The organism is Planococcus versutus, from assembly GCF_001186155.3.
Taxonomy (GTDB): Bacteria; Bacillota; Bacilli; order Bacillales_A; family Planococcaceae; genus Planococcus; species Planococcus versutus.
The window spans coordinates 3,077,752-3,091,500 of sequence record NZ_CP016540.2 but is presented as its reverse complement, the minus strand read 5'-3'; the positions used below and the strand labels follow the sequence as shown (position 1 = coordinate 3,091,500).

Sequence of the window (13,749 nt, the reverse complement as noted above, 5' to 3'; positions counted from 1 at the left end):
GTAAATTCCGTATTTGGTTACGTAGAGAATGCAAAACCTGAGTATCAATACAGTAAGTCTGTTTGGTCTCCAGATTGGCTACTAGCGAAATTTTACCCTTATGGAAGTGGAGAGGGAAATAAGTGGTACGTTGAAATGGAAACACGACTTATCGGCAGCTTGGATGGAAATTATTTTGTTTTCAGGATTAGCTGTATATGCAACACTATTCACGATGTGGGCAACAATTAATGCCTATCATCACAAACGATTAAACATTGCTTGGATTATTGCTTTTGCTCTTTTGAATATTGTTGGACATTTAATTTATATTTTATTAGGTAAGAGAAAAGTGACTTTCAAGTAGAATTGCAAGCTTAGTAGTCAGGTATAAATTATAATATCAAAAACGATGGTTTTTAAGAGACAGAGAAGAAAATTTAAACCTTCTTCTTTGTTTCTTTTACTTTGTCTCATAATTCATTTCAAAATCAATCTGTCATAAAGGAAGGTAATCCATCTCATCCAAGATGACCAAATCCACTTTTTTGAATAGATTCGGAATGGTTCGTATTGTTCTTCTGCCCACGTCTCTAAAGCTATTCAATTAAGATAAAGGTGTTTATCTGAACTGATATTCTAGGTTGCTGAAGTGTGTCTATTGAATCTTTGAATTTCAAACGCTCGAATATAAAGCAACAGTAAAACTGCACAGGGCAATTTTACTATTGCTTTTCTGCTTTCATAATTTTTTAACGAAATTTTCTTCGCTGTTTCAAAGATCTTATAATAGCATTCACTATAATATACACATTCCCAGTAATTTATTTGACTAAGTAAGTGGGATCGATACCTTGTGATTTCTCTATTATATTGGTAATAGCTTTCACTCTAATTTCTTCAAATGCATCTACTGAGTACCAAGCCGCATGCGGTGTTAATACAACATTCTCTAATTCTCTCAACAAATGTGTATCCGATAAAGGTTCTTCTTCTGTTACATCTAAGAAAGCACCAGCTATTCTACCATCTTTTAATACATCTACTAATATTTTCTCGTCAACAATAGGTCCTCTAGAAGTATTGATAATATAAGCCGTTTTTTTCATCAAATTTAATTCTCGTTTCCCGATTAAATGATGTGTAGCCTGAATAAGAGGGGTATGTATAGATATAAAATCACTGTTAGCCATTATTTCATCTAAACTGGCTTTAATAACACCGTCCTCTAACATTTTTTCTTCAGAAACAAACGGATCGTACGCCTTTACTTGATAGCCGATAACTTTTAATTTTTGTGCTAAGCGTTTAGGAATTTTTCCGTAACCTAACAAGCCAACACTAGCTTTATTAGCTCTTAAAGGAATAGGAGCTTTTTTAAAACTCCATCCTCCTACGCTAGTATCTTTGTCGTAAACAAATAATCGTCTTGCTGCAGACATAATAGATGCTAAAGCATGATCCGATACTTCATCAACACAGTAGTCATTTACATTGGCAACTTGAATTCCCGCGTGTTTTGCTGTTTCTAAATCAACCATGTTTATTCCAATACCGTATCTAGAAATTAACTTTAAATTCGGCGCAGCCTCTAAAATTTCTCGATCAATCTCTGCATACATAATTAACAGGGCATCAGAATTTTTGGCGGCTTTCACAATTTCACTTTTCTTCTTAGATTGTAATACGTTAAACTCTATTCCAGCTTCAGCAAACATACTCTCTTCTAGACTGGTATCATCCCATTCGTGATCTACCAAGGTTACTTTGAACATGCTAATCAGTCCTTTTATAGTAGTAATAACGATAAGTCAGAAACATAGGTAATAAATAACAAGGTCACAATTAGAGCAATAAAAGCAGGGAGTATCGCTTTACTAAGAGCCTCTATTTTCAGTCCTGAAATTCCAGAAGCTATAAATAAATTCAGTCCTAGTGGTGGTGTAATAAATCCTAAGCTTAAGTTAACAATCATTATAATTCCAAAATGAATTGGATCTATGCCCATTTCGACACTTAAGGGCAATAAAATAGGCGTCAGGATGATAACTGCAGCAATAGTCTCCATAAATGTCCCAATAACAATAAGAAGTATATTAACCAAAAGAAGGAAAATAATCGGATTTGTAGTTAAGCCCATTATTCCTTCTGCAACGGCATTAGGAATTTGTTCAAGTGCTAGTATCCGACCAAAGATTGCTGCAGCTGCGACAATTAACATAATCGATCCAGTTGTAATTGCTGAATCGTAGATTATAGATATCGTTTCTTTCCAAGTTAGTTCTCTATAGAAGAAGAAACTTAAGACTAAACCGTAAACAACAGCTACAACCGCTGCCTCTGTTGGGGTGAAAATACCACCATAAATTCCACCTAAAATAACTACGGGCATCAAAATAGCCCCTTTACCTCTATTGATCGCATGTAATCTTTCTTTCCAAGTCGCTCTTGGGTCTGTTTGATAATTTTCTTTACGAGCATGAAGGACTGCCCAAATCATTAAACTCAAGCCCATTAGCGTACCCGGGATAATTCCAGCAATAAATAAATCGCCAATCGATGTACCTGAAGAAACTCCATAAATAACTAATGGTATACTCGGTGGAATAACTATTCCAATTGTTCCCGAAGCCGCGATTAAAGCTGTGGCAAATAATTTTTTGTAGCCTCTTTTAACCATTGCTGGAATCATAATAGCTCCAATAGCTGCTACCGTGGCTGGACCTGAGCCAGAAATCGCTGAGAAGAACATAGCTGTTAAAATAGCTGCAACGGCAAAGCCCCCACGATAATGCCCCACAAATGAACTAGCAATGTTTAAGAGTCTTTCAGAAACTCCACCTCTGCCCATTAACACTCCTGCTAGAATAAAAAAAGGAATAGCCATTAATGGAAACGAGTCATTAGCAGTAATTAATACTTGTGTAAGCAAACTAAAAGGTAGTGAAATATCAGCTAACAAAATTGTTAATAAACTAGAAATAATTAGAGCAAAGCCCACTGGTACTGATATTAATAGTAAAATTATTAGTGTTCCAAATAATATAATTCCTGTACTCATATTAACGAGTCCTCCTTACTTGTCGATTTCTCAGGAAGATACAAAAGAATGGATGCCTGTATCAATCGTAAAATAGCAAAAAGGAATCCTATAGGTAAGGATAAATAGACAATCCACATAGGTACTTGTAGAGTTGCTGATTTTTGTTTGAATGTCTGCATTTGCTCTACTAAATCCCAACCTCCTATCAAAAGAAATACTGATAAAGCGATTAAGATAAGAAAAATAGATTGTTGTAAAATAATTTGTGCTTTTTTCGGAAGACGATCAGAGATAATATCAATACTAATATGCTTTTTTTCTATAAATGAAATGCCAATTGACAAGAAAATCAACCAAATAAATAAGTATCGCGAAGCTTCTTCCGTCCAAGACAGTGCATCTCCCATGATATAACGCGTGAATACTTGAACAAATATTAAAATCACCATCAATGCCATAGAAATAGTAACCAATACTTTTTCGAATCCATTTAGCATTTTTAAAAAATATGTCAAAGTTTATTCCCCCTTAAATCAAGAATAGGACAGCCGTGTAGACTGTCCAGCTAAAGAGTATCTTATTCTACTGCTTTCATTAATCTGTTATAAATATCTTCACCTGCTAAATCCTTGATGTCTGGATAAACAACTTTCATTGCTTCAGTGAACTTAGCTTTTTCTTCTGTCGATAGTTCTTCGACTTCCATTCCGCCTTCTTTTAGTAAATCAAGAGATGCCGCTTCATCATCCGCTGAAAGTTGTCTATTCACTGTTCTTGTTTCTATAACAGCATCTTTTACAACTTCTTGCAGATCTTCTGGTAGACTCTCCATAAACTGTTGATTAATAATTACTGGCCATGGTGAATACATATGACCTGTCAGCGTTAAGTAATCTTGTACTTCATAAAATTTTTGTGCGTAAATCAAGGCCAATGGTCCTTCAGCTGCATCAACCGTTCCTTGTTGCAATGCAGAGTATAATTCTGTAAACGCAATTGGAGTTGAGTTGGCTCCTGTAGCATCCCATGCTTCAATCTGCTGTTGGCTTTCTAATGTACGCATTTTCAAACCATCCATATCTTCAATAGTAGTAACTGGTTTTTTGCCATTCATTAAATGACGAAATCCATTCTCCCAGTAACCCAATCCTGTTATGCCGACTTCCGATAGATCATCTAGTACTTCTTGACCGATTTCTCCATCTAATACTTCATGTGCAATTTCTGGGCTATCGAAAAGAAATGGCAAGTCCCATAAAAACATTCCTGGACTAAACGCGGTTAAAACGGCACTTGATGGGGCTGCCATGGTCAAGTTACCTAGTTGAACTGCCTCTACCATTTCTCTTTCTCCTCCTAACTGACCGTTAGGATAAATTTCTACCTCAATACGTCCATTTGAATCTTTCTCCACTATTTTTTTGAATTCTTCAAATGTGTCTTGCGCAAAATGCTCCTCTGAGGCAGCATGACCTGCTTTAATCACAAACTTTTCATCAGAATTCCCTTCTTTAGCTTCAGTAGATTCCCCACCTGAATCTTCACCACATGCAGCTACTAACAACATCAAAGTAAATAAAATAAATATTAGACTCCATTTTTTCATCTTGTTTCCCCCTATGTCATTTGGTTTTCTTTTGCCAACTCCTGAGCAATGCCAATAATCCAATCTTCTTGACCACCAACTGCGTTCATTTTCCCAATACGCATTAAAATCTCTCTTGGGTCAACTCCATATTCTTTCCCAGCTCTTTCTGCAAATAACAAGAAACTAGAATACACTCCTGTATAACCTAGCATTAAACTTAAACGATCAATCTGAACTGGACGCACCATCATTGGTTTCATCACGTTTTCTGCTGCGTCCATTACTTTAAATAAATCTACATTGTGTGAGATTTCCATTTTATTCATCACAGCGACTAATTGCTCCAAAGCAGCGTTGCCTGCACCAGCGCCCATTCCAGCTAAACTGGCATCTACTCGATCAGCACCTTCTTGAATTGCGACAATTGAATTCGCTACTCCTAAGGACAAGTTATTATGGGCATGAAAACCGATTTTTGTAGATAAATTTTCTTTGAACAAAGAAACTCGTTGTCTTACGTCATCCATGGATAGGGCTCCTGCCGAATCTACAACATATATCGTTTCAGCACCATAAGATTCCATCTTTTTCGCTTGTTCTAGTAGGTTTTCAGGTGTAGCTCGATGGGACATCATTAGAAAACCTACAGTGTCCATGCCTAAACTCAATCCTGCTTTTATGTGTTGTTCTGACACATCTGCTTCTGTGCAATGTGTTGCAACGCGAACTACTTTAGCACCAAGATTATGTGCATTTTTTAAGTGATCGATTGTTCCTACTCCTGGTAATAACAAGACTGCAACCTTTGCATTTTTCACGTTTTCTACGGTAGTTCGAATAATATCATCCTCAGATTCTTTGGATAGTCCAAATTGCAACGAACTTCCACCAAGTCCATCTCCGTGAGTAGCCTCAATAATATCTACTCCTGAGTCGTCGAGTAATTGTGTTAGCTCAGCAATCTGTTCAACGGAGTATTGGTGTGAGATAGCATGCATTCCATCCCGCAAAGTAACATCATTAATTATAATTTTTTTGGTCATTATGATTGCACCTCTTTTACTAAGGTTTCAGCTATTAGTTCTGCTGTTCTGACAGCAGCCGAAGTAATGATGTCTAAGTTCCCAGAATATATGGGAAGAAAATCGCCCATTCCTTCAACTTCAATTTGTACAGTGATTATATTCTCTTTAAAAACTGGCTCTGATTTATAGCGATAACCTGGAACATATTCCTGTAATTTAGTAATCATATTGTCGACTGATTTTTTTATATTTTGATAAATATCTTCAGAGCTCTTCTCAATTTCCACAAAAATTGTATTACGCATAAGAATAGGAGGATCAGCTGGATTTAGAACGATAATTGTTTTCGACTCTTTTGCTCCCCCTAGTTCTCTAAGGGCTTGAGATGTTGTTTGTGTAAACTCATCAATATTCTGCCGTGTTCCAGGGCCTGCACTTTTGCTTGAAACCGAAGAGACGACTTCAGCGTATTTGACATTTACAATATCTGATATGGCTTTAACTATTGGAACTGTGGCTTGTCCTGCACAAGTTACCATGTTGACATTATCTAGTTCTGCAATTTTGTTGTCATTTAAATTAATGGCAGGTATAACGAACGGACCAACTGCTGCAGGTGTTAAATCGATTGCTTTTTTACCTAGTTCTTTTAGTATTTTAGAATTTATTAAGTGCGCGCTTGCTGAAGTTGCTTCAAAAACTATTTCAGCCTCATCATGAATTTTTTTAAATCCTTCGATACCTTCGTAAACCGGCGTCAGACCATTCTCTACAGCCAGTGCCAGCCCTTTTGAATTATGATCAATTCCGACCATGATTGTGGGTTCTAGTGTATTGCTCCGTAACAGTTTATACATTAAATCTGTACCAATATTTCCTGAACCAATAATTGCACATTTTGTTTTTTTCATTATTTTACTTCCCTTCCTGAAATTTAAAAACAGCCTTACTGTAATAATCTGATGCTCCTTCTAAGTGCACTCTTAATAATTGTTGAGCTTTCTCAATATCTTTATCGAATATTGCATCTACTATTACTTTATGTTCTAAAATAATTTCTTTCTGACGCTTTGACGCAAACTCAGAAGTAACTTCTATTAATGTCTTAATGATTTCATTTAGAGACCACCAAAGTCTTATTAAAGTCTTGTTACCTGTCATTTTTACTAAGCAATAATGAAATTGAATATCTGCTTCTACATTCATGCCTGTGCCGTTAAACATTTCCATCTGGTTTAAGTATTCATAAAGTAAATGTCCATTTTGCTCTAATAGTTCCGGTTGAATGGAAGCAAGTGAGTAGTTTTCTAATAATATTCTACTTTCGTACAAGTGATGAATATCAGACTCCCCAAATTTCTGAACAATTGCTCGGCCATTTGAATTTCTAAATACTAGACCTTCACCTTCTAGTTTTGAAATTGCTTCTCGAATCGGTCCTCGACTAACATTTAACTTTTGAGAAAGTAAATGTTCTTTTAAATGCTCTCCCTCCTTAAACTCTTGACGCATTATTTTTTTTCTAAAATAAATTAACACTTGGTCGCTAACTGGTCTTTTTTCTATATCAAGCAAATAAAACACCTCTAATTTATGTGTATTTCAAAAAGTGTAAACAGTAAACTGTTTACTTAATAACCAATGTAACCGTTACCAAATAGATATGTCAACTAAAATTTTTAAATATTTTGAAAAATTAATCTAATAAATTGAGCACATTAATTTGTAGTGTTGTTGAAAAGGTAGCAAATGATACAGCTCAAAATAAATTCTTGCTATAAAAATTGAGTATTCGTCAATTTAAATAAACACTTCTATAAAACTAGAGTGACTCAATAAAATGAGATAAGGAAAAAAACCAACGTCGTATGTAGTATGTGACAACAAACGGAAGGTGTTTTTCTGTATGGATTCAAAAAATGTATACAGCAGCTGAAAAGTGAGCCACTAGAGCAACTTAAAACTGAGCCACCTCAAAGGGAAAGTCTTCTCATTAAATTCGACTTCTCGGCTTTATATGGAGCAACGGGCATGGTACCCTTGTCCGGGTGCGAAATGCTTGCTGCTACGCCCTTTTACGCAGGAGTCATGCCCGCAGAGGCTCCATGTCAAGCCCACGCAAATCTATCAACTTACATACTAATTTAAGAAAAAGAAAAACAATCAAGTGGCTCAAATTTGAATTGCGTTATGGCTAATTTTTCAAGTGCGAAATACATTTATAGCCTTTGAATAATGCCACCTCTGCCATGCGAGTACCAATCCTTTATAAATTCATGTAATATTTTTTATAATAATTAACCTTCTCAAAAACATATTAGCATTTTGAAAATGATAAGAACTTAAATTTAGTAGGATTTTTTGGCGAGCGCTGTATAAAGTCCTTATCATTTTTATAATGAAGAATTATATAATCGAAATATTCAGTAATTTAAGGTGTGATAAATAAAAGATATTCAACGTATTCAAAGAAAAAGTAAGAGGTTCTAAAAATTGGCGCGAGTATTTCTATTTAACACCTGTATACAAAAGAAAGCTTGTGCTTTGAAAATCGAAATATTGCATTTGTAATTTGCAAAAATATAAATATGGAATTCTTTAAGGCAATCTAAGAAGCAAACGATGTAATTTAAAAAAGGAGAGTGGTATGTTGAATACTGAATCAATTAATCCTAAATGGTTTGAAAATGTTAAATATCTTAAACCCATACAGAATAATAGAAAATCATGTTTAATTCGAGATATTATTGAGATTGAGGGGTATCAATTTCTTTACGAAAGTAATGCTAAGCAGGGTTGTAAAACGAAGGGAAATGATTTGAAAGTTCGACATTTCATTGATAACAAGGGGAAAGGCTGTCCTCTTTGTGGAAGTAAAATTGCGAATCAAAGCGTATGTAAAAAAGCAACAACTCATATTTTTTCAATGGACAAATATGTGGAAGATGGTTACCAAGATTATTTTGAAAGAATGGAAGCAAAAGAGCTAGAAAAAAAACTGGGAAGTATGTTTCCATAAGAAGCAAGGAGATAAATTTTGTCTCCTCGCTTTTTTATGATTAATTAGTGTTACGTTTCTTTTCTATTGAACATGTCAATTCGATATACATAGATAAAATCAAAATAAAAAATAACCTTACTGAAGAAAGACTTTAGACGAAATGAAAGTTAATAAAAGAAACAAGGTAAGTACAACTTTGGAAATAACCTTTTTTAAAAATTTCTTCGTTATAAAGTAATAAAATTTTCTTCTTCAAGTGCTTTAACTAATTTATAAAAGCTAGTCTTTTTAACCCCAGCCTCTTGCATAGCTTGTACGGCTGTTAACTCTTTAGCTTTCCACTTTCTATAAACCTCTTTAAATTCCTCTGAAACAAAAACGGTTGGTCTGCCAAACTGAATACCATTTTGCAGCGCCAGGTCGATGCCTTCACGCTGCCGTTTTCGAATGCGCTCTCGTTCCTCTTCAGCCATCCACGAAAGAATCTGTAAAACCAAGTCCGCAATAAATGTCCCCATGCTATCTTTGTATTGCGTAGTATCGAGTAACGGCATATCTAGCACGACAATATCCGCTTCGATATTTTTCGTCAGGTCATTCCATTCTTGGAGAATCTCTTCTTTGTTTCGACCGAATCGATCCAACGAGTGGATATATAAAATATCCCCTTTTCGAATAACCCGTTTTAGTAGTTGATAGTTCACGCGTTCAAAATTCTTGCCACTCTGTTTGTCCAGATAGATATCCCGTTCAGTGATGCCAATTTTCCGCATGGCTTCCAATTGACGACCTTCATTTTGATCTTTGCTGCTGACACGTATATAACCTAATTTGCGATGTTCCATAATTCACCTCTTAAACGATTGATTCTCTTAATTATACCTGAAAACCGTTCGTAAAAGTGTGTGCAATTCCACGGACGTTCGTAAAGTCATTTAACACATTTACGAACGCTCTTTTGAGTCGTTTTCAGCCTTTTTCAAAGCGTTCGTAAAAGTGTACTTTTACGAACGGTTTTATTTGTACTACGTTGATTTAAGTTTCAGGTATTTATGCTTAAGAAGTATTGTTATAATTTAAGTAACAAATTATTCATTTTTATCAATTTATATCTAGTTAAAAATAATGAAGTTCAAGGAGGAGTTATGGAGACGATATTTTTATTTTCTTTAATGATGATAATCCTAGCTATAGCAGTACTTAATACTTCCAAAGTTGAAAAGCTGGAAAAAAGAATAAAGCAACTCGAGGAAAAACAATAACTCTAAAGGTTTTCAAACTCTTGAACGCATAGTTACTAATTTTCGGTTTTATCACGATCTTTTCACCAAATCATCGAGTTGAGCATGAGACATAATCAAAAAATCACCGAACTGCAAACTGATCTGGACGATTTCGAAAAATTTCCGACAAAATCTACGTATTTTTTTGTTGGAAAGACTAGGGATTGAATGTAACTTAAGTGCAGTTAAGTTACATTCAAAATCAGTTAGAGTATTAAAGAATATTATGTAGACGAGAATGAAATATGAGGTGTTTGGGATAAAAAAAGATATTTTTTCTATAATTGTTATTTTGGCATTTATCGGCTTTTTAGTTGCAACGTTTTTTCTTCAATACGAATATTTTTTTCTAACTCGGTTTGTTTCACTTATCTTCGCAGTCGTTTATTTAGTGATTGAATTGAAGAAAGAGTATTTCTCATCACACAAGCCATTATATATTCTTTTTAGTGTCGTTAGCATGTTAGCTTTAACTGTCAGTATCTTGCTTGATAAAACTTTTGGGACTGATGAATTTAATGCTAGAATTTTTTATTGCTTAATATTTATGTTCTGTCTTCTCGTAATTAGCTATAGAGATTTATACGAGAAAAACAACGGTGCAAAATAGGTTCAGTTCAATTCCAGCTTTATTTATTAGGCTATTGAATGTAACTTAATGTGAATTAAGTTACATTCAAATGCAGGTTTTTCTAGAAATGCTATTCCTTAGATTTAGAAATCTGATAAAGGAAAGGAGGATGATTGAATGTCTAATTTAGGCTTGTTCGGAACAGGAAATTGGCTAGGGATTTTGTCGACCACATTGCTGGTTTTCAGTATTTATTTTACGTTTACTTTTTTTGAGCACTTGAAAAGCGGTGAGCATCGATTAAGAAAGATAAACAAAATAGCTGCACTCATTTGTATTGCTGGCGCTTTGTTAACCCCAGCCTTTTACCACTTCTACATTTATAACGAGATGATGAAGTAAAAAGGAAAATCTATTTGCGTAGGAGTTCACGGTAATTTTGTAATAGTTGTGTCCGCATAAACCACAAGTGGTTTATTGCATTCTCTTTAAATTAAAACCACTTGTGGTTCTAAAAGTTGTTCGATCATAGTTGAAAATTTAAAGACTACTGGTAATCCTTTTATTGATTTTGAATGTAACTTAATAGCAATTAAGTTACATTCAGATTGGCAGATAGATTGAAGAATGGAGGTTAAATTATGCAAGAGATTATTCAGTTATTGGAGACAAATAAAAAGGGTGTAGAGGAATCTGCGATAAGAGAAACGGAACAAAAGTTAAATATTCGTTTCCCAGATCAATACGTTCAATTGTTTAAATTGACCAATGGTCCTGAAGTTGGAGAGTGGACGCTATTTCCCATCAAAGATCCTAAAAATATGAAAAAAACGTGGGACGACGTGGTTAGACAAAATGAGGAAGTTCTGGATGGAGAAATTTCTAAGAATTTGATTGCGATTGCTGAAGATGGCACTGGGGATTACTTGTGCTTGAAAGTAGAAGACGGGAAAGTAGGAGATCCAGTTTATTTATGGCTCCATGAGACAGATGAAACGGAAGAGCTAGCTCCTACTTTAAAAGATTTTATTTTCATCGCTCAGGAAGAACTAGAGGATTTTGACGAATGTATATGGTAACTTAAAACTAATTAAGTTACATTCAGATTCAATAAAAATACTCACCTGTTGAGTGAGTATTTTTTCTTTTATTCAGGTTCTGGTTCAGTTACTTTTCTCAAGATGAATCCCAATGATATTCCACCAATAAATAGACCCATTCCACTAAAATCCATGTCTCCTGACAGCAGGCCTAAAATAGGCCAAACAATTGTAACTACAAAAACAGATAAGAAGAGGTATTTCATTTTTTAACCCCCAAAAATTATTTTATTTTTTCAGTTATTTTAACATAAAAGTAAATTGTCAATTGGAAATTTTTTCAACGAAAAGGATTTTGAAAATTAAGTTTGAATGTAACATAAGTCTAATTAAGTTACATTCAGATAAAGACAAATCAAGTGATTATTCTTCGTCACCAAAGTCGATCATCACGCCCACTATCTCTTTGGAAACATTGTATTTTATTCTGACTTCATACATTCCGTCGCCGTATCCGGACATTGCAACGGTGCCGCCAGGGATTATCCCTCCCTGGTCATCAGATGCCACCTTATCTGAACAGGCAACATAGTATTTCAATCCCTCTTCATCCATCTCAATGCCATAAACGTTTTCTACTTCACCAGGAATACTTTCATCTTGTCCAAATAAAGCAGCATCGAATATTCCGGCCTGTGCAGAATCAACGCCAATCAGCCGATCGCAGACATGCCATTTGCCACTCGGTTTCTTTTCTGTGAAATGTGCCGTTAATGTTTCAACGGTCTCATCGTCTGTATACGAAATGGAGGCTGTCCATTGTCCTTTTTTTACATTGACTAAATGAACTTGCATCTCTGTATCCTCGATTGAGTAGCATGGATCTGTCACAACCAGCTTTCCACTTTCTACTGCAAAATGGCCAATTGCTTGAGACTTTCCGGCATTCTTTTTGGGAACAAACCAATCGATGAACTGATATAACGTGGACGCTTTATTTTCTATATTTCCACTTTTGGCTGTCCAGCGGTAGACATGCTCCTGCATCCATCTTTTTCGGATGCGGTAACAAAGTTTATCGCCACTCTTATTCTCTCCAATACAAATCATATCAGCAGGTAAGTTTTCAGGGCTGTTGGATTGGTTTTGAATCATGGGGAGTGAAAATAAGACCCATTCACCAAATTCGGCGCCATTCGTTTCTAGATAAAGGTCCTTGAATTCATCTGGGAAAAGTGCCCCTAGTTGTTTTTCGGCTTTTTTTAAATCGACCAATGAAACGCCTGTCTTGATTGATTTCGAATCAATCATATCAATTACTTTTTTCATGCCTTATCCTCCATTTGTAATCCGGTTGCGAATGCGAAATTTTGTATTTGTTTTTCTTGAAAGAGCTATAAAATCGATTATCCCTATTTTACCAAAATCAAGAAAAGGGAGTTTTAATAATTTCTGAATGTAACATAATGATAATTAAGTTACATTCATTTTATTGATTACAGAGGCTTTTCTTCTTCTTTTTGTCTATCACTCTATTCACTTGCCGGCTCAATTATCTTTCCATTTTCATCGTAGAGCGTAAAGGTAAGAAAAGTCTCTTTTAAATCTTCAGGAAGTTTTTTGTATACCAAAAACGTTGCATCTTCAGAAATAGGTGAAGTGAAACTGAAGTCCTCATCGGTAAATGCAGATTTCGCCGTAATGTGATCGATTTGTAAATCCGGATTTTTTCCGGCCAGAATACCATACACGCCTTGATTCGTTTTAAGGTCACGGTATTTGACACTATTCGTTCCTGCACCTGATTCTACAATTTTGAATTGTCCATTCCACCCTTTAAGCAAGTGTGCATACCCCACATATTTATCTGCTGTTTCAAAAAGCACAACGTACGATGTAGTATGGTTGATCTGTGTCATTTTCAGGATTTTAATTTCTTCTTCGCTTCCTCTACTTTCCCATGTCGTCAAATCAGCAAGGATAGACGCTCGATTGTCTTTAACAGAATACTGATTAACATAAAATATTGTATAACCAACACCAATTACTAGAATACATAAAAGAGTAAACAACAACTTCTTCTTCATTTTTTACCTCCATCGAATTTTGTAGGATACCCGTCCATTCTTACACTTTTTTCGTTTGTCCTGGTCATATTAGAAATCACCTTTGTCAGCACTCATTATACCAATCATTTCCAATGAAAAAGTTATTTTAAA

General features: G+C 35.1%; 15 protein-coding genes. 4 read left to right on the top strand and 11 right to left on the bottom strand.

What is annotated here, in order from left to right; genetic code table 11:
* The first annotated feature begins 100 nt into the window (after window positions 1–100).
* Window positions 101–346, top strand: coding sequence for a popeye domain-containing protein (locus I858_RS17415; protein WP_239457188.1), 246 nt, complete (start codon window positions 101–103; stop codon window positions 344–346).
* Between the two features lie 457 nt (window positions 347–803).
* Here I858_RS17415 and I858_RS15535 read toward each other — a convergent pair whose 3' ends face one another.
* The 7 genes from I858_RS15535 to I858_RS15505 form a co-directional block, all read right to left on the bottom strand.
* Window positions 804–1,754 carry a C-terminal binding protein gene (locus tag I858_RS15535; RefSeq protein ID WP_049693745.1) on the bottom strand — a complete coding sequence of 317 codons (951 nt, stop codon included), beginning with the start codon at window positions 1,752–1,754 and terminating at the stop codon, window positions 804–806.
* 14 nt (window positions 1,755–1,768) lie between these two features.
* Window positions 1,769–3,040, bottom strand: a complete 1,272-nt coding sequence (locus I858_RS15530; protein WP_049693744.1) for a TRAP transporter large permease — start codon at window positions 3,038–3,040, stop codon at window positions 1,769–1,771.
* A complete protein-coding gene (locus I858_RS15525; protein WP_049693743.1) occupies window positions 3,037–3,537 on the bottom strand; it encodes a TRAP transporter small permease in 501 nt (166 codons plus the stop codon). The genes I858_RS15530 and I858_RS15525 overlap by 4 nt, the downstream gene beginning before the upstream one ends.
* A gap of 62 nt (window positions 3,538–3,599) precedes the next feature.
* Window positions 3,600–4,628 carry a TRAP transporter substrate-binding protein gene (locus I858_RS15520; protein ID WP_049693742.1) on the bottom strand — a complete coding sequence of 343 codons (1,029 nt, stop codon included), beginning with the start codon at window positions 4,626–4,628 and terminating at the stop codon, window positions 3,600–3,602.
* 11 nt (window positions 4,629–4,639) lie between these two features.
* Window positions 4,640–5,653 (bottom strand): 4-hydroxy-2-oxovalerate aldolase, encoded by a 1,014-nt coding sequence (gene dmpG / locus I858_RS15515; protein ID WP_049693741.1) that lies wholly within the window; start codon window positions 5,651–5,653, stop codon window positions 4,640–4,642.
* Entirely contained in the window at window positions 5,653–6,546 is an 894-nt protein-coding gene (locus I858_RS15510; protein WP_049693740.1) for an acetaldehyde dehydrogenase (acetylating), read from the bottom strand. The genes dmpG and I858_RS15510 overlap by 1 nt, the downstream gene beginning before the upstream one ends.
* 4 nt (window positions 6,547–6,550) lie before the next feature.
* Window positions 6,551–7,210 carry a GntR family transcriptional regulator gene (locus I858_RS15505; RefSeq protein ID WP_049693739.1) on the bottom strand — a complete coding sequence of 220 codons (660 nt, stop codon included), beginning with the start codon at window positions 7,208–7,210 and terminating at the stop codon, window positions 6,551–6,553.
* Between the two features lie 1,075 nt (window positions 7,211–8,285).
* Here I858_RS15505 and I858_RS15500 point away from each other — a divergent pair.
* Window positions 8,286–8,654 carry a hypothetical protein gene (locus tag I858_RS15500; protein WP_162273626.1) on the top strand — a complete coding sequence of 123 codons (369 nt, stop codon included), beginning with the start codon at window positions 8,286–8,288 and terminating at the stop codon, window positions 8,652–8,654.
* A 209-nt stretch (window positions 8,655–8,863) separates the two neighbouring features.
* Here I858_RS15500 and I858_RS15495 read toward each other — a convergent pair whose 3' ends face one another.
* On the bottom strand, window positions 8,864–9,481 hold the full coding sequence (locus I858_RS15495) for a recombinase family protein (protein ID WP_049693737.1): 618 nt from the start codon (window positions 9,479–9,481) through the stop codon (window positions 8,864–8,866).
* Between the two features lie 1,186 nt (window positions 9,482–10,667).
* Between I858_RS15495 and I858_RS15485 the strand changes: the two genes are divergently transcribed.
* Entirely contained in the window at window positions 10,668–10,892 is a 225-nt protein-coding gene (locus tag I858_RS15485) for a hypothetical protein (protein ID WP_049693735.1), read from the top strand.
* Window positions 10,893–11,131: 239 nt separating this feature from the next.
* Window positions 11,132–11,569 carry an SMI1/KNR4 family protein gene (locus I858_RS15480; protein WP_049693734.1) on the top strand — a complete coding sequence of 146 codons (438 nt, stop codon included), beginning with the start codon at window positions 11,132–11,134 and terminating at the stop codon, window positions 11,567–11,569.
* Between the two features lie 68 nt (window positions 11,570–11,637).
* Here the strand turns inward: I858_RS15480 and I858_RS17075 are convergent, their stop codons facing one another.
* The 3 genes from I858_RS17075 to I858_RS15470 all read right to left on the bottom strand — a co-directional run bounded on the left by I858_RS17075 (window position 11,638) and on the right by I858_RS15470 (window position 13,617).
* Complete coding sequence (locus tag I858_RS17075; protein ID WP_157886528.1) at window positions 11,638–11,796, bottom strand: hypothetical protein; 159 nt, start codon at window positions 11,794–11,796, stop codon at window positions 11,638–11,640.
* 157 nt (window positions 11,797–11,953) lie between these two features.
* A complete protein-coding gene (locus I858_RS15475) occupies window positions 11,954–12,859 on the bottom strand; it encodes an SMI1/KNR4 family protein (protein ID WP_049693733.1) in 906 nt (301 codons plus the stop codon).
* Window positions 12,860–13,062: 203 nt separating this feature from the next.
* Complete coding sequence (locus I858_RS15470) at window positions 13,063–13,617, bottom strand: hypothetical protein (RefSeq protein WP_049693732.1); 555 nt, start codon at window positions 13,615–13,617, stop codon at window positions 13,063–13,065.
* Window positions 13,618–13,749 lie beyond the last annotated feature (132 nt).

Coding starts and splice junctions, on each gene's coding strand:
- I858_RS17415 (WP_239457188.1), top strand. CDS start 101: ATGGAAGTGGAGAGGGAAATAAGTGGTACGTTGAAATGGAAACACGAC.
- I858_RS15535 (WP_049693745.1), bottom strand. CDS start 1,754: ATGTTCAAAGTAACCTTGGTAGATCACGAATGGGATGATACCAGTCTA.
- I858_RS15530 (WP_049693744.1), bottom strand. CDS start 3,040: ATGAGTACAGGAATTATATTATTTGGAACACTAATAATTTTACTATTA.
- I858_RS15520 (WP_049693742.1), bottom strand. CDS start 4,628: ATGAAAAAATGGAGTCTAATATTTATTTTATTTACTTTGATGTTGTTA.
- dmpG (WP_049693741.1), bottom strand. CDS start 5,653: ATGACCAAAAAAATTATAATTAATGATGTTACTTTGCGGGATGGAATG.
- I858_RS15510 (WP_049693740.1), bottom strand. CDS start 6,546: ATGAAAAAAACAAAATGTGCAATTATTGGTTCAGGAAATATTGGTACA.
- I858_RS15495 (WP_049693737.1), bottom strand. CDS start 9,481: ATGGAACATCGCAAATTAGGTTATATACGTGTCAGCAGCAAAGATCAA.
- I858_RS15485 (WP_049693735.1), top strand. CDS start 10,668: ATGTCTAATTTAGGCTTGTTCGGAACAGGAAATTGGCTAGGGATTTTG.
- I858_RS15480 (WP_049693734.1), top strand. CDS start 11,132: ATGCAAGAGATTATTCAGTTATTGGAGACAAATAAAAAGGGTGTAGAG.
- I858_RS17075 (WP_157886528.1), bottom strand. CDS start 11,796: ATGAAATACCTCTTCTTATCTGTTTTTGTAGTTACAATTGTTTGGCCT.
- I858_RS15475 (WP_049693733.1), bottom strand. CDS start 12,859: ATGAAAAAAGTAATTGATATGATTGATTCGAAATCAATCAAGACAGGC.
- I858_RS15470 (WP_049693732.1), bottom strand. CDS start 13,617: ATGAAGAAGAAGTTGTTGTTTACTCTTTTATGTATTCTAGTAATTGGT.